This window comes from Sphingomonas mangrovi, from assembly GCF_047975845.1.
Classification (GTDB): domain Bacteria; phylum Pseudomonadota; class Alphaproteobacteria; order Sphingomonadales; family Sphingomonadaceae; genus Sphingomonas.
In genome coordinates this window covers 37,126-54,403 of the sequence record NZ_JBIUCZ010000024.1, presented here as the reverse complement: position 1 = coordinate 54,403, position 17,278 = coordinate 37,126, and the positions used below count along the sequence as shown (strand labels likewise).

Sequence of the window (17,278 nt, the reverse complement as noted above, 5' to 3'; positions counted from 1 at the left end):
CCACAGCTCACCCACCCGATCCCCGCCGCGTCGCCACTCCCGCCGCCGCAACCACCATTCACGCCACCGCTTCACCAAAAAACCGGTTATGCAAATGTCCCGCTTCCGCTGGGGTGACGCAGGAGCAGGAGTGGCCGTGGCCGCTCCCATGCCCCCACCTTCCTTCTCGACCACCTTCCACCTTCCACCTTCCACCTTCCACCTCGCCCCCCCTTCCTCGTCCACCGCCCGCCTGCCCCTCTCCCCCCACCACTGCTATGCCCCGCGCCAGGGGGAACGACATGATCCGAAGCGAATGGGGACTGCACGGCGTCGAGCGGCTGCGGGCGCGGGTGGCGGTGCTGGTGATCGTCGACGTGCTGTCCTTCTCGACCTCGGTCGACATCACCACTGCGCAAGGCGCGCAGGTGCTGCCCTTCCCGTCGGGCGATCGCGCCGCGGCGCAGGCCGCCGCCGATGCCGCCGGTGCGACGCTCGCCGCGCCGCGTCGGGCGGTGGGCGACCGGCCGAGCCTGTCGCCGCGCACGCTCACCGCGCTGGCCGCGGGCACGCGGCTGATGCTGCCGTCGCCCAACGGCTCGCGGCTGTCGGTGGCGGCGCAGGGCACGCCCACCCTCGCGGGCTGCCTGCGCAACGCTGGCGCGGTCGCGCGGGCGGCGCTGGCCCTGGCGGGCGGCGGCGACATCGGCGTGGTGCCGGCCGGTGAGCGCTGGCCCGACGGCACGCTGCGCCCGGCGATCGAGGACCTGCTCGGCGCCGGCGCGATCCTCGACCGGCTCGACGGCGCGATGGACGCCGAGGCGCGGGTGGCGCGCGACGCCTATCGCGGCGCCGGCGACGACCTCCCCGACATCGTGCGCGCATGCGTGTCGGGGCAGGAACTGATCGGCGACGGGTTCGAGGCAGACGTCGCGCTGGCACTGGCGCTCGACGGCAGCGCGTGCGCGCCGCGGCTGGTCGACGGCGTCTATGCGGCGTTCGCGCCGGCTTGACCCGGCGGGCGGCGCGCGACACCTTAACCCAGGTTTGCAGGAGGCCGCCGCATGTCCATCGCCACGCTCGACAGCGCCGCGCGGCCCCGGCTGCGCTACACCAACGTCGCGATCCTGCTGCACTGGCTGATCGCGGCGCTGATCCTCTACAATCTCACCTCGGGGCTGCTCAGGCCGCTGCTGCCGCGCGGCTTCTTCGTGTTCCACGTCTCGTCGGGGATCACCATCCTGGCGCTGTCGCTGGTGTGCGTCGGCTGGCGGCTGACCCACCGCCCGCCGCCGTACCTGCCGATGGCGGGGTGGGAGAAGGGGCTCGCCCGCGTCATCCACTTCCTGCTCTACGCGGCGATGCTGCTGCTGCCCTTCTCCGGCTGGGCGATGATCTCGGCCAACCCGCCCGCGGGCTCGCCCGGCGCCGCCTGGGCGGCCGAGAACCCGGCGGGGCCGCCGCCTGCCCCCACGCTGAAGCCCGACACCCGCGTCCGCGGCGGTCCGGCGGGCGAAGGCAAGGGCGGTGGCCAGCCGCCGCGCAAGCGCGGGCCGACGCTGGTCTGGGGCCTGTTCCCGCTGCCGATGATCGCGCCGGTCCAGCAGCTCGGCAGCACGCCCGACGGTGTTCCCGAACAGCGCGCGGTGCACGAGCGGATCGAGCGCGTCCACGCGCTCGGCGGCTGGGTGCTGCTCGCGCTGCTGCTGCTCCACGTCGGCGGTGCGCTCAAGCACCAGCTGGTCGACCGCCAGCGCGAGCTCGCGCGCATGGGGCTCGGCCGCACCCGGCCGACGATCGGCTGATCGCCGATCAGACGTCGAACAGCACGTAGGGCTTGCCGGTCGCCTCGGTCAGCACGAACTGCGCGACGTTGTAGACGGGGATGCCGCGCCGCGTGCGCCCCTCGTACGCGCCGCGATGGGCGTGGCCGTGGAGCACCATCCGCACGTTGTCGAACCGGTCGACCGCGTCGGCGAGGCGCGAGGAGCCGAGGAACGGCCAGATCTCCTTCGGCTCGCCCTCCACGGTCGCGGCGACCGGCGCATAGTGGAGCAGCGCGACGATGCGGTCGGTGCGCAGCGTCCGCAGCGCATTCTCCAGCTTGCGTGCCTCGTTGATCGATTCGTCGACGATCGCCTTGATCGCCGGCTCGCCGAACGCGCCCAGCTCGCCGCGGTCGAAACCGCCGACGAAGCCCTTGACCCCGGCAAAGCCGACGCCCGCGATCTCCGCCGCCTGCTCGTCGAGCAGCGTCACGCCCGCGTCGTGGAGGATGCGCACCACCTCCTCCGGCTGGCCGCATTCGAAGTCATGGTTGCCGAGCACCGCGACCACCGGGATCGTGCAGGCGCGCAGGTCCTCGGCCAACGCCTCGGCCTCGGGGGTCTTGCCGAAGTTGGTGAGGTCGCCGGTCAGCGCCAGCACGTCGGCCTTTTCGGAAATCTCGGCGAACAGGTCGCGATAGCGTCCGCTGTCGCCGTCGTTGACGTGCAGATCGCCGGTCGCGGCGAGGACGATGCGGTCAGGCTTTTCGTTCATGCTGCTCCTCAAGTCCCTTGCCGACCACGTCGGCGAAGCCCCAATCACAGATGTCGACCACATAGTCGCGCGGGCTGAGCAGCCGGCCGCGACAGACCTTGACGTTGGCGGGCGGCAGGTCGGCCTGCAGCTTCGCCCGCTCGATCAGCTCGTCGAACAGCCAGCGCGGCACGCAGTCGCGTTCGGTCGGATAGATGAAGCGGAAGTTGAGCAGGTGGATCAGCAGCACTTCCCACTGCAGCTCCATCGTCGCCAGCAGCCGCTTCCAGTCGATCTCGGCATGCTTCTTCAGGATGACGTGCGCGACGTCGGCGCCGTCGTAGCGATAGCGGTCCTGGATGAAGAGCTTCGACAGGATGAACTCGGTCGGCGGCGTCACCGGCACGACGCTGCCGTAGATCTCGACCTCATAGGTGTCGCGGAACCAGTCTTCCGTCACCGGGATGCTGGCGGAGGACAGGTTGTAGATCACGTCGAAGAAATGCTCGCCCTGCCAGACCTTGCCGATCCAGCGGTCGTCCTCGACCTCGATGTGGTAGCCGTGCTGCTTGAACCAGGCGAGCAGCCGCGGCGCGTCGCCCGCCTTGCAGAACACGTCCATGTCCTTGGTCGGGCGGATGATGCCGGTGTGGCAGCTCAGCGCATAGGTGCCCGACAGCAGATAGGGCACGCCCGCTTCGCCCAGCAGCCGCAGCGAGTCGGTGTAGAAACCTTCCGAATCGGGCGGCGGATCGAAGGCCGACGCATCGAGCACCGGGGGCGTTTCGGTCATGCGCACATCGTTTCCTTCGCTGCCAGCCGCCGGATGCGGGACGCAGACAACGGGCTGCCGCGGCAAGCGTTCCGGCGCGAAAGCCCGAGACCGGGGGAGCCCCGGCCGTCCCGGTCTCAGTCGAGCGCCGCCCCCAGCGTCGCGACGTTGGCCGATCCCGACCCCGTGCTCAGCAACTCGGCGTTCGGCCGGACGGACGCGATGCGCGTCGAGAGCAGCGTCGATCCGGCGCCGCGGCGGAAGCGCCGTTCCTGCGATGCGAACGCCGGGTCGGCCAACGCCGCGCGCAGCACCACGCTGTGATCGTAGGCGAGGCGCCCGCGCTCGGCGACCGACACCACCCCCGCCACGCCCAGGCGGTCCAGCACCGCGCGCGCCGCGGCGGGCGTGGCTGCGGTGACGCGGTAGTTCCGGCCCATGAAGTCGCTCGTCGACAGCCATTGCGAGGCGCGCGCGATCCAGATGCGCTTGCGGCCGCGATCCGCATGGGCGGCGGCGGCGATCACCGCGCCTTCGCCGCCCGCGCGCCCGTCGACGAGCCAGATGCCCGGACGCGCGCCGATCCGCGCTGCGATCGCCGGCGCGTCGAGGTCCGTGCGGACAGGCAGCCGCGCCAGATTCGTCGCGGCGGGCAGCAGCGCCGCCAGCGCCAGGACGGCGGCGAGGACGCGAGGAAGCACCCCGCCCCGGCCCGCGATCGCCCCGACGCCGATCATCGCGAGCACCACCGCCCAGGGGAGCAGCGGCGCCACGTAGCGCTCCTCGATCGCGACCGGAATCGCCGACTGGAAGAGGAGCGTGGCCAGCAGGATCGCGACCGCCAGCGCCGCGATGCGCGCCGTCGCCGGGGCATCGTGCCGGGCCGTCCAGGCGCTGCCGACCCCGACGAGCGCGAGGAGCGCTCCCGCCCAGCCGATATTCCCGACGATTGCGTTCAGGTTGGCGCGCAACGCCAGCACGGCATAGTCGAGCCCCGGCGCATAGTTGAACCCGCCTGCCGAGATCTGGAACGACACCCAGTACCACGGCCCGACGACCGCCATCGCCAGCAGCGCCGACACCCACAAGGAAGGGTGCCGCAGCAGGGCCCACCGGCGCCCCAGCACGATGTCGATCGCGGGGACGAGCGCGATGAGGGCGCCATTGCCCTTCACCAGCGGCGCGAAGGCGGCAAGCGCGGCGAACAGCAGGAAGCGCCGCCAGCCGGGCCGCTCGGTCGCGCGGACCCATGCGATTGCCGCGAGGCCGACGACGAGCGTGACCGGCTGGTCGAGCAGGAAGTGCCGGGCGCCGCCGACGACCAGCGGGAGCAGAAGATAGGCCACCGCGGCCGCCACCCCGATCCGCCACCGGCCGATCCGCACCGCCGCCCACAGGATCAGCCCTGCCGGAAGCCCGGCGACGAAGGCGCTGAGCACGAGGGCGGCGATGGGCGAAGGCCGGGCGACGACGAACAGCGGCGTCAGCATCGCATACCAGCCCGGCGGCCAGTGCCCGATCGAGAGTTTGGGGAAGTGCGCGTAATAGTCGCGCGCGAACACCATCGGCGACGGCAGCCCCGCCCGCACCCAGTCGCCGAGGAACAGGGTGTTCACATAGTGCGCGGACTCGTCCGGATCGATGAAGCTCGACGACAGCCCGCCGGTGGCGAGAACGACCAGCAGCATCGCGAAACCGGCGACAAGAGAGCCGCTGGCGAGATGCGCGGAGGAGGGACGGCGCTGCATCGGTCCTGGCTAGCGCAGATGCCGCGAAAAATCGTCTGGCGAAATGCGCCGGGACGACGATCGCCGGCTATGCAAGCCGCCTCTTGTCCGGCACAGGCGCTCGCGTGTCGTTCGAGAGCCTCTATCACCAATTCGCGGTGCGCGTCGAACAGGTGCAGGTCGCTCCGGACAAGTTCATCCATGTCCAGGTCGGGCTGGCGATCTGGTGCCTGAGCGCGCTGGTCCTGCGCCGCTCGCTACGCTCGCCCGTGCCGCTGGCGATCTGCATCCTCGCCGAAGTGGCGAACGAGGTGCTGGACCGGCTGTACGCCGGCAGCTGGCGATGGGCCGACACGGCGGGCGACGCGCTCGCAACCTGGTTCTGGCCGGTGGTGCTGTTCGCGATCCTGCGCTTCAACAAGCGCGCGCGCAGCTGAGTTCGCGCGGGCGGCGGAGATCGCCGGAAAGCCGGGAGAGCCATACAGCCACGGGGCTGGCCGCCGCCCCTCTCCACTGATCCTCCCTCAGGGAAGCCGAGGCCCCTCCCCAAGACTCGGCAGGAGCCACGGGAAACCCGGCTGCGGTGACGTGCGAGGGCGCGAGCAGCACTTCCGGTCCGCGAAGCACGTGCAGGTGTGGACGGACGTGGGTTTGCCTGCGCACTTGAGGCTCCATCCCTCTGTGGTGGCCTGTCGCCGCACGCCCGCGCATCGCCCGGGAATCGTTCGCAAGAGCGATCCTTTGGCTGCCCGGTAGCCGCAACATGCTCAGACAACGCGACCGTCGCCGTTCGACAACACCGTCGTACAAGGGAGGGCCGGGTCCGCCGCCGCATATTGGGAACAGGTCGTCTAATCGCACATAGGGCAAGTCCCTTTTTGGCTGGTTGGATGGGTCGTCTGCCGGGGCACGGTCGTCTTCGCGGTCGATAGGTGTCGCCGCATAATGGGTGTCCACGGAGCGGAGCTTCCAATGTTTTGGGCGCACATGCCCTGCGCTGGTCAGGGTGGTGCAATGCCTGTTCCTCGGAATGGTCCGGCTCACGTCCCGGCAGGGACGCCTCGGGGCGCTGCGAGCAGCGCGTCCAAGCTCGTTACGGGATCATGCGGCAGCCGTCCGGTTGAACAGTTCGCCGGATCGCAGCATGGCGTGCATGATAACGGCCAGTTTTCGCGCGACGGCAACGGCGGCTCGCCTGAAGCCGAGCCTTTCGCGAAGCTTCAGTCCCCACGTTCGCAGATCGCTGTCGGCGTGAACGCGTGTCAGGATCGTCGTCGCGGCTTCGTAGAGCAACGCGCGCAGGTTTGCGTCTCCGCGCCTGGATATGTGTCCGTCATAGTCGACCTCGCCGGACTGGTATCGCCGGGTCGTCAGTCCGATCCATGCGCCGACGGATCGTGACTTTGCGAAGTTCGCCGGGTCTTCGATGGCGGTGGTGAAGGCGGTCGCGGTCACCACGCCGACACCGGGGATCGACATCAGCAACTGGCATGGCTGGCTATGTCGGGCAGCCACGGTAAGCTGGCGCCCGAGTTCGGCGGCATGGACGCGCGTGGCCCGCCACGCTTCCAGTATCGGGAGGACGATGCGAGCCAGCGCCTCTTCCCCATCGAGCAGCCGGCGGACATGCTTCTCGAACACCCCACCATGACCGGCGGGTACGACTAGGCCGAATGTCTTCATCAGCCCGCGAATCTGGTTGGACAGGCCGGTCGCGACCCGAACCAACTTGCTGCGACCTGCCACCAGCGTACGCATCAGCATGCTGTCATAGCCTTTGACGCGCACTTCCCGGAAGAAGCCGACCTCGGCGAGATGCGCCAGACCGTCGGCGTCGTTGGCATCCGTCTTGTTGGCCGCCATGTCGAGCGCCGCCTTTGCATGCCGTGCGTCGATGCAGATCGCCGGCACACCCAATGCGGTCAGCTCGTGATAGAACCACACCGACAGCGGACCGGTTTCGAACACGACCCGCTCCGCCTCGGGCGCTCGCTTCCGGATCAGCTCGGCCAGCGATGCAGGATCCGATGCACATTTGCCGCGCCAAATCCGCTTGCCCGAACGCCGTATCGAAACGGCCGTCTCTTTCAACGATACGTCGAGACCGATATACTCGCCCATGGTCGTTCTCCGTGCGATGCCTGGGCCCGGCGCCAGTCGTGAGCCCGTCTGTCCATTCTGTCGGGGGACGGCCACCAGTCTGCCGGCCTGATGAAGCACGGCCTCAGGGCAGATCGCTCCCGCGATTATCCCATGTTTTACAGGAACGCCCGCTTCCAGCCGGGCCACCAGCTTTTACCCGATCCCGGCGAGCCCGATCTCACGGCCGCGATCCGCTGACGTGCCCTCGGGCAACACGATCGTTCCTGCGGTACCGCCGACGGCAACGAGGCGCTTTTGCGACGAACGTCGGGCGATCGCGATGCCGCAGCAGCAAGGACGGCGCGACGTTGCGAGACCCTCCCAGCGGCGCTTGCGGCGGCGACTTTCGGTGTCCTTTCGGATCGCCACGACCGGCGCCTCGCCGGCAACCTTCCGCATCCCGGCGGATCGACGACGGCCGGCGGCGTCTACGCCGCCGACTTTCCGTGTCCTGTCGGATCGAGACGGCCGCTGCCGACGCTAAGCGACCGGCTCGGCTACACCGTGGCGGGCGATGCCGCCGGCAGCGTGAAGGGCGGCACGCGGCGGGCGAGCGGCACGATCAGCATCGCCAGCATGTTCCAGCCGGGCGCGACCAGCGCCAGCAGCAGCGTGGCCGAGGTGGCGATCGGCATGATCCAGCCGCGGCGGCGCTCGGCCTCCATGCGCTCGTGCGACACGCCGTCCGCGAGCAGCTCCGGCCGCATCGCCAATGCGGTGAGCCGCAGCTTCGCCAGCGCCGCCAGCAGCAAGGCCGCGGCATAGACGAGATACGGTACCGGCGACGTCGCCCCGGACGAGATCAACCCGGTCGTGAACGGCACGACGGCGATCGCCAGCAGCATCCACAGATTCGCCCAGACCAGCCGCTGGTCGAAGTGCGTCAGCAACGCGAACATCGTGTGGTGCGACGCCCAGAACGCCCCCACCACCAGGAAGCTGATCGCGAAGCCGGCAAGCTGCGGCTCCAGATGCAGCATCGCCTGCCACCAGGCCGCGTCGCTGGCACCCAGCGGGAGCTCGGGAACGTGGATCTCGATCACCAGCAGCGTGATCGCGATCGCGAACACCGCGTCGGAAAAGAACATCAGGCGCTCGAGCCGGTGGTCCGGTCCCGCATGGGCATCGTCGGTCATGGCGTGCGTCTAGGATATCCGTCGATACTCGGCGAGCCGGATTCGCAGGGCGCGGCGTCCGCGGTGAGGACACGTCGCGGGAGCCCGAGAACGGCGCGCTTCCCCCGTAAGAGGCGGCAGCACGACCCTTCAGCACATGCAGAGCAGGAAGTCGTGGCGTGGCGTGGCGTGGCGTGGCGTGGCGTGGCGTGGCGTGGCGTGGCGTGGCGTGGCGTGGCGTGGCGTGATCGCCGGGGGTACCTTGGCGAGCAAGCGATCAGGCGGCCAAGCGGCCGCCAAACGCGATGCACAGCACGACCGGCTCGTCCCGCCTCGTGCAGCACCATGCCGCGATCGACGACTGCAGCCCGGCGGGTACGCGACCAAGTAACCGCCAATTCCGATGCGAGTGCACGACCGGTCCGTCCCGCCTCGCACCCCATCATGCCGCGATCGGCGACGACAGCCCCGCAAGCGAGCGACCGAGTAACCGCCAACTCCGATGTCCACGATCGGTCCGTCCCGCCTCGTGCCGCGATCCACGGCGGCGGGCCGGCCAGCAAGCGCTCAAGCGACCGTCAACTCCGATGCGCACGTACGATCACTTTGTCCCGCATGATGCCGCGTGGGGCCGCATTATGCCGCAGCGTTCCGCGCTGCGGGAAAGGGCGCGTGCAGTAGCTGCGGACGCGGCGCAGCACCCCTTACCCTAGTGCGAACACCGGCGCGCCGGTCGCGAGCTCGACGCCGCGGTCGGTGCGCACGCGCGGGGCGCGCAGTTCCAGGCCGATCACCGTCGCCAGCCCGACCGCGATCCCCAGCATCGTGCCCAGCACCAGCATCAGCGGCAGGTCGGGCTTGTACGGCAGGGCGGGCGGCGTGGCGCGGTCGAGCAGGCTGGCGTTGGCCTGGCCCGCCTGGCTGCGCAGGAACTGCTCGCCCAACTCCTTGCGCACCTGATCGTAGCTCTGCTGCGCGGCATCCACGTCGCGCTGGAGCACCGCAAGCCGGTTCTGGTCCGCCGCGCCCGCGATCATCGCCCGCTCGCGCGCCGCCAGCCGCGCGCGCACGCTCGCCTCGCGCCGCTGGGACGCGGTGCTGGCCGCCTGCATCGACTGAGCGGCGCTGCCGATCGCCGCCGACAACTGCCCGCGCAGCGCGGCGAGCTGTGCGGTCGCCGCCTGCATGTCGGGGTGACTCGGCCCCAGCGTGCGCGACAGCTCGGCGACTCGGCCGGCCTGGGCGGCAACGCTGGTGCGCAGCTGCTGCACCGCCAGGCTCGCGGTGACCTCGGGGACCTGCGACGAGCCGGCGCGCGACTGCGCCTCGGCCGCCGCGCCTTCGGCCTGGGCGAGCTCGGCGTTGAGCGTACGCAGCGCCTCCGCATCCAGATCGAAGCGCCCCGAGCCGACCAGGCCATGCCGGCGCTGATAGCCCTCGAGCGCCTGCTGCGCGCCCTCCAGCCGCGCCCGCACATCGCGGGTGCGCTCCGCCAGCCATCCCGAATAGCCGCGCGCGGCGGCGGCGCGCAGCTGCGGCACCTGCGCCAGATAGGTCTCGGCAAAGGCGTTGGCGATTGCGGCCGCGCGCACGGGATCGCCGTCCTCGCCGCTGACGATCATGACGTTGCTGGCCTTGGCATTGGCGACGGCGACCTTGCCGCGCAGCATCGCCGCCGCCCGGTCGCGCGCCGCGGCGTCCGACCCTTCGGCAAGGCCGAGCCGGACCGCCACCTGCCGCGCGACCAGCGCGCTGCGCAGCACGTCCCCCTGAGTCGCGAGCAGCCCGCCGCCGGTCTGCGGCGCGTCCCCGGCCAGATTCGCCGGATCGCCCTGCGCCACGTTGAACAACACCGAGGCCGAGGCGCGGTACAGCCGCGGCTGCGCGAGCGTCCAGCCGGCGACCGCCAGCACCACGCCCAGCGCCAGCGCCACCACCAGCCGCCACCGTACGAGAACCGCCGCCACCAGATCGCCTGCGCCCATGCATCCCCCGGGAAAGCCGATGGAGACAGGCTACGCGGTGCCCCCGCCCGCTGCCACGCCAAGCGCCTCCGTTCCCGATCGATTCGCCGGCGCCCTCCCGCCGCAGCAGGTCCCTCGCCGCCGGTGCCGCCTACTCCGCCGCCCACCCTGCCCGGCCTCTTGCGGGCGATCAGCGGTTGACACGCCGCCCGAGTCCGCTTAGCTCGCCCTCTCTCCTGCGTCGGGTCTCCCTGCGCGGGCACATGCATTTGGGAAGTGATAAGGGCCATGTTCGCAGTCGTGCGCACGGGCGGCAAGCAGTATCGCGTCGCCGCCGGAGACAAGATCGTCGTGGAGAAGCTGGACGGCGACGCCGGCAGCAGCGTGACCCTGGGCGACGTTCTGCTCGCCGGCGAGGGCAGCGAGCTGAAGTCGGTCGAGGGCCTCACGGTCTCGGCGGAAATCGTCGCTCAGGCGAAGGGTGAGAAGGTGATCGTTTTCAAGAAGCGTCGCCGTCACAACTATCGCCGCAAGAACGGCCACCGCCAGCAGCACACCATCCTGAAGATCACCGCGATCGGCGACAGCCGCGCTGACGACAGCGCAGCCGCCTGAGCGCGAACACGAGGAGTTTGAACCATGGCACATAAGAAAGCAGGCGGCTCTTCGCGCAACGGTCGCGATTCGGCAGGCCGTCGCCTCGGCGTGAAGAAGTTCGGTGGCCAGGAAGTGGTCGCCGGCAACATTATCGTGCGCCAGCGTGGGACGAAGTTCTACCCGGGCGTCAACGTCGGCATGGGCAAGGATCACACCCTGTTCGCGCTCGTCGACGGCCGCGTGTCGTTCCGCGAGGGCAAGCTCGGCCGCAAATTCTGCTCGGTCGACATGCCGGCGCTCGCCGCAGAGTAACAGGGCAACCAGCCGGGTTGCCCACCAGGGTGACCCGGGTCCCGCACCAAGCGGGACCAGCCAACAAGGGAGACGGGTCCGCCCCGGCTCCCTTTTTTCTTGCTCCCTCTGGCCCGAACGGTCGCGGCGCTGTCATCATGACGGCGTAGGCGCCCGCGCAAGAGGAGAGCACCCATGTTCGCCCGTACCGAACGCCTGACGCTGCGGCCCGGCTGGGCCGAGGACGCCCCCGAGCTCGTCCGCGCGCTGGGCCACGAATCGGTGGTCCGCAACACCAGCCGCCTGCCCTGGCCCTATGCGCTGGGCGATGCCGAGGCGTTCCTGCAGACGCCGCACTCCGCGCATGCTCCGTCGCTGCTGGTCTTCGCGCATGACCAGGGCCGCGTCCGCCTGATCGGCGGCGCCGGCCTCTACGCCCGCGACGACGGCCCGCACGAGCTCGGCTACTGGATCACGCCCGACGCGCAGGGGCGCGGCTATGCGACCGAGGCGGCGCGTGCCGTGCTCGGCATGGCCGACGCGCTGCACCGGCCGGCGGTGTTCGCGCGTCACTTCGCCGACAACCCCGCCTCGGGCCGGGTGCTGCGCAAGCTCGGCTTCGTGCCGACCGGCGAGCGCCCCCTCGCCTATTCGCGCGCGCGCGCCGCAGAGGTGCCGACGGTGCACTATGCGCGGCAGCGTTTCGGCGCCCCGGCGCTGCCCGAGTTCGACGACGTGCCCCCGCTCGCCGCCTGAGCGGGGGCACGTCGGCGCGCGCGGCGCCATAGGCGGGACCGCCCACAGCCTCTAAGCAGGGCGGCATGAACGCGAATCTCCACGCCGAGCGGCCGACCTTCGTCCGCCATCTTGAATGCTCGCTGACGGGCGAGCGCTACGAGGCGGACCGGCTCCACGGGCTGTCGCGCGCCGGGCGGCCGCTGCTCGTGCGCTACGACCTCGACGCACTCGGGCAGGCGGTGTCGCGCGACTCGATCGCGGCGCGGCCGACCGACCTGTGGCGCTGGCGCGAGCTGCTGCCGGTGCGCCACACCGCTAGCATCGTCTCGCTGGGCGAGATCGAGACGCCGCTGGTGCCGATCCCGCGTTCGGGCGGGCCGGGCGCGATCGTCAAGGACGAGGGGCGGCTGCCGACCGGCTCGTTCAAGGCGCGCGGGCTGGTGATGGCGGTGGCGATGGCGCGCGAGCTGGGCGTCACCCGCATCGCGATGCCGACCAACGGCAACGCTGGCGCCGCGCTCGCCGCCTATGCCGCGCGCTGCGGCATCGAGACGGTGGTGCTCTGCCCGGAGGAGACGCCGGAGGTGAACGTCCGCGAGATCGCCGCGCAGGGCGCGCGCGTGTGGCGGGTCAACGGCCAGATCGACGACTGCGGTGCGATCGTCGCGCGCGGCGCCGCCGAAGGCCGCTGGTTCGACTTCTCGACGCTCAAGGAGCCGTACCGGATCGAGGGCAAGAAGACGATGGGGCTCGAACTCGCCGCGCAGTTCGGCTGGGAGCTGCCCGATGCGATCTTCTATCCCACCGGCGGCGGCACCGGGCTGATCGGCATGTGGAAGGCGTTCGACGAGTTGGAGCGACTCGGCTGGATCGGATCGAAGCGCCCGCGGATGTACGCGGTGCAGGCGTCGGGCTGCGCGCCGATCGTCCGCGCGTTCGAGGCGGGCGCGGAGCATGCCGAGCGCTGGGAGGACGCCGCCACCGTCGCCGCGGGCATCCGCGTGCCGCGCGCGGTCGGCGACTTCCTGATCCTGCGCGCGGTGCGCGAATCGGGCGGCCGCGCACTCGCGGTCGGCGATCCGGCGATCCTGAAGGCAGTCGACGACGCCGCCCGCCGCGACGGTCTCCTGCTCTGCCCGGAGGGCGGCGCGACGCTCGCCGCCTACACCCAGGCGCTCGCCGACGGGCTGGTCGACCCCGAGGAGCGCACGGTGCTGTTCAACTGCGCGACGGGACTGAAATACCCGATGCCGCCGGCCGACAACTGGCTCGACCGGCATGGCGAGATCGACTTCGAGAAGCTGTAGGCGGCGTAGGCGAGCCGCTTCCGGGCGTTGCGGCAATGGATCCTGACTTTCGTCAGGATGACGAGGTGGGTGGGAAGGGACGGCGCGCTCCTCCTCCCCCGTCATGCCTCATCTCCGTCATGCTGACGGAAGTCAGCATCCAGACCCGCAGCGCCCGCGGCTCCCGCCGCAACGCCTGCGACGTCGCCGTCAGGACGCGGGCACCCGCGCCACCCATTCCTCGCGCAACAGTCCGTAGATGAGGCTGTCGCGCACGCCGATGTGCGTCTCCCATTCGCCGCGCAGCCGCCCCTCCAGCGTGAAGCCCAGCCGTTCGAGCAGCCGCCGCGAGGCGTTGTTGTCGGGATCGGTGTCGGCGAACACGCGGCGGCGTCTTTCGCTGCCGAACAGATGGTCGAGCACCCGTGCCACCGCCTCAAATGCCAGCCCCGCGCCGTGGCGATCACGCGCCAGCAGATAGCCGAGCTCGCACGGCCCATTGCGCTTCTCTCCCACCGCGACGAAGCCGAGCGCCGGACCACCTTCGCGCGGCGCGAAATACCAGGCGCGCCAGCCGGGCGTCTCGCGATCGAGGTGCGCCTGAGTCTCGGCCAGTGTCGCGAACGGCGCGTGCGACCACCAGGTCATGCTCGCCGGATCGGACAGCGTCGGGTGCAGCGCCTCGGCATCGCCGGGCTCGAGCCCGCGCAGCCGCAGCCGCGGCGTCTCCAGCACCGGCACGGCGGCCGGCGCGGCGGTCACGCGCCGAGCGCCTCGACGAGCGCCTTGACCTTCTTCTGCCGCCACTGCGGCAGCGGCGCGACCAGCCAATAGCCCTGTCGCCCGGCCTCGGCAGTGCCGGTCGCGACCACCCGCCCGCTGGCCAAGTCGCCGCGGGCGAGCAGCTCCGGCACCGTCGCGCGGCCGAGCCCGGCGGCGGCGGCGTCGATCGCCAGCCCGGCATCCGCCACCTGCACCAGCGCCTGCGCATCCTCACCCGGGCAGCCGGGCCAGCCGATCGCGGTGTCGGCGCCGCCGCCGGGCGCGGCCACCGTCACCAGCCCGTCCGATTCGAGCGCCTCGCCCTCGTGCGTGCCCGGCCCCTCGCCCCAGCGGATCGCCAGGTCGAGATTGGCCTCGGTGAACTCGACCGTCTCGTCGGCGGCGACCAGCACGAAGCGCAGGTCCTGCTCGGTCCGTGCGATCTCGGCGAGCCGGGGCATCAGCCACTTCTGGGTGAGGTCGCGCGGCGCGGCGATGGTCAGCGACTTGGACGACTGGCCGGCCTGCATCGCCCGCACCGCCTCCTCGAACTGGAGGAAGCCGTCGCGCAGCGCACTCAGACCCGCCTCGCCTTCCGGCGTCAGCTCCAGCCCCTTGGTGGTACGGCGGAACAGCACCACGCCCAGCGTGTCCTCCAGCGCGCGGACCTGCTGGCCGACCGCGGCCGGGGTCACCGCCAGCTCGTCGGCGGCGCGGGTGAACGACAGGTGGCGCGCGGCGGCGTCGAGCACGCGCAGCCCGTTCAACGGCAGGTGCGTCCGCTTCACGCGCCCACCGCCGGCGCCGTCAGCGCGAACTTGGGGATCGCCACGTCGAACGCCGCGCCCTCGGTGTCGAGCATGTGGTAGCTGCCCTGCATCGATCCGGTCGACGTCGGGAGCGGACAGCCCGAGACATAGTCGTAGCTGCCGCCCGGCGGGATCAACGGCTGCTCGCCGACGACGCCCTCGCCCTCGACCGAATGGCGCTCGCCGCGGCCGTCGGTGATGATCCAGTGGCGGGTGAGCAGCTGCGCGTGGCGATCCGTGCCGTTCTCGATGCGGATGTGATAGGCCCAGAACCAGCGGCCCTGCGCCGGCTCCGACTGCTCGGACAGGTAGCTGACCGAGACGCGCACGGTGATCCCGCGCGTCTCGGCGACATGGGGGAAGAACGCCTTCACAACCCCGCCGCGGTGAGCGCCTGGTCGAGATCCTCGATCAGGTCCTGCGGATCCTCCAGCCCGACGTTGAGCCGCAGCAGGCTCTCGCCGATCCCCATCTCCAGCCGTTTGTCCTCGGCGACGCCGGCATGGGTGGTGGAGGCCGGATGCGTCATCAGCGAGCGCGAATCGCCGATGTTGTTGGAGATGTCGATCAGCGTCAGCGCGTCGAGCAGCGCGTGCGCCTGGGTGCGGCCCTCGGCGACGTCGAACGAGAAGATCGGGCCGGCGGCGTCCATCTGCGCCATCGCCAGCGCGTGCTGCGGATGGCTTTCGAGGCCGGGATGGTTGATCCGCGGCACGCGCTTCTCCAGGAAGCGCCCGACCGCGAGCGCATTCTCGCTTTGGCGGCGGATGCGCAGATCGAGCGTCTCCAGACCCTTCAGCACCACCCAGGCGTTGAACGCCGACAGCGTCGGCCCGGTGTTGCGGGTGAAGGGCAGCAGCACGTCGTTGACGAAGGCGCTGGTTCCGGTGACGGCGCCGGCGAGCACGCGCCCCTGCCCGTCCATCATCTTGGTCGCGGAATAGGCGACGACATCGGCGCCGAACTCCATCGGCCGCTGCAGCGCCGGCGTCGCGAAGGCGTTGTCGACGACCGAGACGATGCCGCGTTCGCGCGCGAGGTCGCACACCGCCTTCAGGTCGACGATGTCCATCGTCGGGTTGGACGGCGTCTCGAAGAAGAAGACCTTGGTGTTCGGCCGCGCCGCGTCGGCGAACTGCTGCGCGTCGCGCGCGTCGACGACGGTCGTCTCGATGCCGAACTTGGGCAGCAGCGTGTCGGTCAGCCAGCGGCACGATCCGAACAGCGCGCGGCCGGCGACGACATGGTCGCCCTGCTCCAGCTGGCACAGCAGCGCCGCGGTCATCGCCGCCATGCCCGACGCCATCGTCCGGCACGCCTCGGCGCCTTCCAGCAGCGCGATCCGCTCCTCCAGCATCTCGCCGGTCGGGTTCTGCAGGCGGGTGTAGGTCATCCCCTCCTGCTCGCCGGCGAAGCGCGCCGCGGCGTCGCCCGCGCGGTCGTAGCAATAGCCCGAGGTGAGGAAGAGCGCCTCGGACGTCTCGCCATATTCGGAGCGGGCGGTGCCGCCGCGCACGGCCTGGGTGGCCGGGCGCCAGTTGCGGGTGATCGTACGGTCTCGTCCGGTGGTGCGCTTCATGCCCGCCGCTTTGCCCCCTCGGACGCGGCCGCGCAAGCACCGGCCACCGCTCGGCCAGCCCGCGATTGCCCTCGCCGCGGCTTTGTGGAAATGGACGGCGGTGGCCGATCCTTCCTCCCGAACCCTGCTGATCCGCGAACTCCTGGAACAGGCGATGGCGATCGCCGACGAGACGGAGGCGCATTACGTCGCGGTCCGCATCGCCGAGGCGCTCGACGCGCTGTCGGACGACACCCCCTACGTCCCGCCGCTTCGGAGCACGCGTGCGCACTGACGCCGCGACGCAGCCCGGCGGCGGTGCCGTCGCGCACTGCCTCTCGGGCACCGACTATCGCATCCTCTCGATCGACGGCAGCTTCCTCGAGATGCTCGGGCGCGAGCGCGGCGAGGTGATCGGCCGTCGCGGGCGGGACTTCACCTGCGCCGACGACCACGCGCTCAACCGCACGCTCCAGACGCGGCTGGAGGAGGAGGACGTCCCCTTCGCGATCACCAAGCGCTACGTCCGCAGCGACGGATCGCTGCTGTGGGTCAACACCACCGTCACCAAGTTCGCCGACGGCATCGGCGGCTCGCGCCTGCTGGTGACCAGCCGCGCGCTGGGCGAGCCGATCGTCGACGGCACGCTCGCCCGCAACCTGCGTACCGCGCGCCGGCTGTGCGCCGCCATCCAGGGCGGCAAGGCGGCGTTCGGCGCCGACCTGATCGGCGCACCGCCGACCGAGGCGCTGCTGCTGCTCTACACCGCCGAGCTGGAGGGCACGGTGCTGACCGGCGCCGAGATCGCCGAGCGGCTGGAGCGCTCGTGGAGCGCAACCGCCCGCTGGCTGCACGTGCTGCTCGACCGCGGGCTGATCGAGGTCGAAGGCGGCGCGGCGCTGTGTGCCGAAGCGCCGCTTCGCATCGGCCAGGGGTGCGAGGCCGCGCTCGGCCAGCTGCTCGCCGCGCTGAGCGCATGATCCTTCGCCGCCTGGACTGCGTCCCGCCGCGCGCCTGT

20 protein-coding genes are annotated in these 17,278 nt (G+C 71.0%); 9 read left to right on the top strand and 11 right to left on the bottom strand.

Going from position 1 to position 17,278, the window contains the following annotated elements:
- The first annotated feature begins 281 nt into the window (after positions 1-281).
- Both ACBY01_RS12250 and ACBY01_RS12245 read left to right on the top strand, forming a co-directional pair.
- Entirely contained in the window at positions 282-992 is a 711-nt protein-coding gene (locus ACBY01_RS12250; protein WP_416461158.1) for a 2-phosphosulfolactate phosphatase, read from the top strand.
- Between the two features lie 51 nt (positions 993-1,043).
- Positions 1,044-1,784, top strand: coding sequence for a cytochrome b (locus ACBY01_RS12245; protein WP_416461157.1), 741 nt, complete (start codon positions 1,044-1,046; stop codon positions 1,782-1,784).
- Between the two features lie 7 nt (positions 1,785-1,791).
- Here the strand turns inward: ACBY01_RS12245 and ACBY01_RS12240 are convergent, their stop codons facing one another.
- The 3 genes from ACBY01_RS12240 to ACBY01_RS12230 all read right to left on the bottom strand — a co-directional run bounded on the left by ACBY01_RS12240 (position 1,792) and on the right by ACBY01_RS12230 (position 5,019).
- Positions 1,792-2,520, bottom strand: coding sequence for a metallophosphoesterase family protein (locus tag ACBY01_RS12240; protein ID WP_416461156.1), 729 nt, complete (start codon positions 2,518-2,520; stop codon positions 1,792-1,794).
- Positions 2,504-3,292 (bottom strand): nucleotidyltransferase family protein, encoded by a 789-nt coding sequence (locus ACBY01_RS12235; RefSeq protein ID WP_416461155.1) that lies wholly within the window; start codon positions 3,290-3,292, stop codon positions 2,504-2,506. The genes ACBY01_RS12240 and ACBY01_RS12235 overlap by 17 nt, the downstream gene beginning before the upstream one ends.
- A 116-nt stretch (positions 3,293-3,408) precedes the next feature.
- Positions 3,409-5,019, bottom strand: a complete 1,611-nt coding sequence (locus tag ACBY01_RS12230) for an ArnT family glycosyltransferase (protein ID WP_416461154.1) — start codon at positions 5,017-5,019, stop codon at positions 3,409-3,411.
- Positions 5,020-5,123: 104 nt separating this feature from the next.
- Between ACBY01_RS12230 and ACBY01_RS12225 the strand changes: the two genes are divergently transcribed.
- Positions 5,124-5,435, top strand: a complete 312-nt coding sequence (locus ACBY01_RS12225; RefSeq protein ID WP_416461153.1) for a hypothetical protein — start codon at positions 5,124-5,126, stop codon at positions 5,433-5,435.
- Positions 5,436-6,099: 664 nt separating this feature from the next.
- Here the strand turns inward: ACBY01_RS12225 and ACBY01_RS12220 are convergent.
- The 4 genes from ACBY01_RS12220 to ACBY01_RS12205 all read right to left on the bottom strand — a co-directional run bounded on the left by ACBY01_RS12220 (position 6,100) and on the right by ACBY01_RS12205 (position 10,240).
- Positions 6,100-7,119, bottom strand: a complete 1,020-nt coding sequence (locus tag ACBY01_RS12220) for an IS110 family RNA-guided transposase (RefSeq protein ID WP_416461152.1) — start codon at positions 7,117-7,119, stop codon at positions 6,100-6,102.
- 174 nt (positions 7,120-7,293) lie between these two features.
- The gene (locus tag ACBY01_RS12215; RefSeq protein WP_416461151.1) at positions 7,294-7,539 is read right to left on the bottom strand and encodes a hypothetical protein; all 246 of its coding nucleotides are present in this window, start codon (positions 7,537-7,539) and stop codon (positions 7,294-7,296) included.
- Between the two features lie 98 nt (positions 7,540-7,637).
- Complete coding sequence (locus ACBY01_RS12210; RefSeq protein ID WP_416461150.1) at positions 7,638-8,276, bottom strand: TMEM175 family protein; 639 nt, start codon at positions 8,274-8,276, stop codon at positions 7,638-7,640.
- A gap of 683 nt (positions 8,277-8,959) precedes the next feature.
- Complete coding sequence (locus tag ACBY01_RS12205) at positions 8,960-10,240, bottom strand: GumC family protein (protein WP_416461149.1); 1,281 nt, start codon at positions 10,238-10,240, stop codon at positions 8,960-8,962.
- Between the two features lie 267 nt (positions 10,241-10,507).
- On the opposite strand from ACBY01_RS12205, the gene rplU reads away from it, so the two are divergent.
- From rplU to ACBY01_RS12185, 4 genes are all read left to right on the top strand, one after another.
- A complete protein-coding gene (gene rplU, locus ACBY01_RS12200) occupies positions 10,508-10,834 on the top strand; it encodes a 50S ribosomal protein L21 (RefSeq protein ID WP_416461148.1) in 327 nt (108 codons plus the stop codon).
- A 24-nt stretch (positions 10,835-10,858) separates the two neighbouring features.
- Entirely contained in the window at positions 10,859-11,128 is a 270-nt protein-coding gene (gene rpmA, locus ACBY01_RS12195; protein WP_416461147.1) for a 50S ribosomal protein L27, read from the top strand.
- A 174-nt stretch (positions 11,129-11,302) separates the two neighbouring features.
- On the top strand, positions 11,303-11,863 hold the full coding sequence (locus ACBY01_RS12190; RefSeq protein WP_416461146.1) for a GNAT family N-acetyltransferase: 561 nt from the start codon (positions 11,303-11,305) through the stop codon (positions 11,861-11,863).
- A 65-nt stretch (positions 11,864-11,928) separates the two neighbouring features.
- Positions 11,929-13,152 carry a threonine synthase gene (locus tag ACBY01_RS12185; protein ID WP_416461145.1) on the top strand — a complete coding sequence of 408 codons (1,224 nt, stop codon included), beginning with the start codon at positions 11,929-11,931 and terminating at the stop codon, positions 13,150-13,152.
- Between the two features lie 189 nt (positions 13,153-13,341).
- Here ACBY01_RS12185 and ACBY01_RS12180 read toward each other — a convergent pair whose 3' ends face one another.
- From ACBY01_RS12180 to ACBY01_RS12165, 4 genes are read right to left on the bottom strand one after another with little or no spacing between them, the layout of a single operon-like run.
- Positions 13,342-13,893 (bottom strand): GNAT family N-acetyltransferase, encoded by a 552-nt coding sequence (locus ACBY01_RS12180; RefSeq protein ID WP_416461144.1) that lies wholly within the window; start codon positions 13,891-13,893, stop codon positions 13,342-13,344.
- A complete protein-coding gene (locus ACBY01_RS12175; RefSeq protein ID WP_416461143.1) occupies positions 13,890-14,681 on the bottom strand; it encodes a LysR family transcriptional regulator in 792 nt (263 codons plus the stop codon). The genes ACBY01_RS12180 and ACBY01_RS12175 overlap by 4 nt, the downstream gene beginning before the upstream one ends.
- Positions 14,678-15,076: a Co2+/Mg2+ efflux protein ApaG gene (apaG, locus tag ACBY01_RS12170; RefSeq protein ID WP_416461141.1), complete on the bottom strand. Its 399-nt coding sequence runs from the start codon at positions 15,074-15,076 to the stop codon at positions 14,678-14,680. The genes ACBY01_RS12175 and apaG overlap by 4 nt, the downstream gene beginning before the upstream one ends.
- The gene (locus ACBY01_RS12165; RefSeq protein ID WP_416461140.1) at positions 15,073-16,281 is read right to left on the bottom strand and encodes a trans-sulfuration enzyme family protein; all 1,209 of its coding nucleotides are present in this window, start codon (positions 16,279-16,281) and stop codon (positions 15,073-15,075) included. Before ACBY01_RS12165 ends, apaG begins: the two co-directional genes overlap by 4 nt.
- A 100-nt stretch (positions 16,282-16,381) precedes the next feature.
- On the opposite strand from ACBY01_RS12165, the gene ACBY01_RS12160 reads away from it, so the two are divergent.
- A complete protein-coding gene (locus ACBY01_RS12160; RefSeq protein WP_416461138.1) occupies positions 16,382-16,555 on the top strand; it encodes a hypothetical protein in 174 nt (57 codons plus the stop codon).
- Complete coding sequence (locus ACBY01_RS12155; protein WP_416461137.1) at positions 16,545-17,240, top strand: PAS domain S-box protein; 696 nt, start codon at positions 16,545-16,547, stop codon at positions 17,238-17,240. The genes ACBY01_RS12160 and ACBY01_RS12155 overlap by 11 nt, the downstream gene beginning before the upstream one ends.
- The last annotated feature ends 38 nt before the right edge of the window (positions 17,241-17,278 follow it).

Bases quoted from the DNA above. Each gene is read 5' to 3' on its own strand.
- ACBY01_RS12185 (WP_416461145.1), top strand. From the start codon at position 11,929: ATGAACGCGAATCTCCACGCCGAGCGGCCGACCTTCGTCCGCCATCTT.
- ACBY01_RS12210 (WP_416461150.1), bottom strand. From the start codon at position 8,276: ATGACCGACGATGCCCATGCGGGACCGGACCACCGGCTCGAGCGCCTG.
- rpmA (WP_416461147.1), top strand. From the start codon at position 10,859: ATGGCACATAAGAAAGCAGGCGGCTCTTCGCGCAACGGTCGCGATTCG.
- ACBY01_RS12220 (WP_416461152.1), bottom strand. From the start codon at position 7,119: ATGGGCGAGTATATCGGTCTCGACGTATCGTTGAAAGAGACGGCCGTT.
- ACBY01_RS12245 (WP_416461157.1), top strand. From the start codon at position 1,044: ATGTCCATCGCCACGCTCGACAGCGCCGCGCGGCCCCGGCTGCGCTAC.
- ACBY01_RS12165 (WP_416461140.1), bottom strand. From the start codon at position 16,281: ATGAAGCGCACCACCGGACGAGACCGTACGATCACCCGCAACTGGCGC.
- ACBY01_RS12235 (WP_416461155.1), bottom strand. From the start codon at position 3,292: ATGACCGAAACGCCCCCGGTGCTCGATGCGTCGGCCTTCGATCCGCCG.
- ACBY01_RS12205 (WP_416461149.1), bottom strand. From the start codon at position 10,240: ATGGGCGCAGGCGATCTGGTGGCGGCGGTTCTCGTACGGTGGCGGCTG.
- rplU (WP_416461148.1), top strand. From the start codon at position 10,508: ATGTTCGCAGTCGTGCGCACGGGCGGCAAGCAGTATCGCGTCGCCGCC.
- ACBY01_RS12250 (WP_416461158.1), top strand. From the start codon at position 282: ATGATCCGAAGCGAATGGGGACTGCACGGCGTCGAGCGGCTGCGGGCG.
- ACBY01_RS12215 (WP_416461151.1), bottom strand. From the start codon at position 7,539: ATGCGGAAGGTTGCCGGCGAGGCGCCGGTCGTGGCGATCCGAAAGGAC.
- ACBY01_RS12230 (WP_416461154.1), bottom strand. From the start codon at position 5,019: ATGCAGCGCCGTCCCTCCTCCGCGCATCTCGCCAGCGGCTCTCTTGTC.
- ACBY01_RS12190 (WP_416461146.1), top strand. From the start codon at position 11,303: ATGTTCGCCCGTACCGAACGCCTGACGCTGCGGCCCGGCTGGGCCGAG.
- ACBY01_RS12240 (WP_416461156.1), bottom strand. From the start codon at position 2,520: ATGAACGAAAAGCCTGACCGCATCGTCCTCGCCGCGACCGGCGATCTG.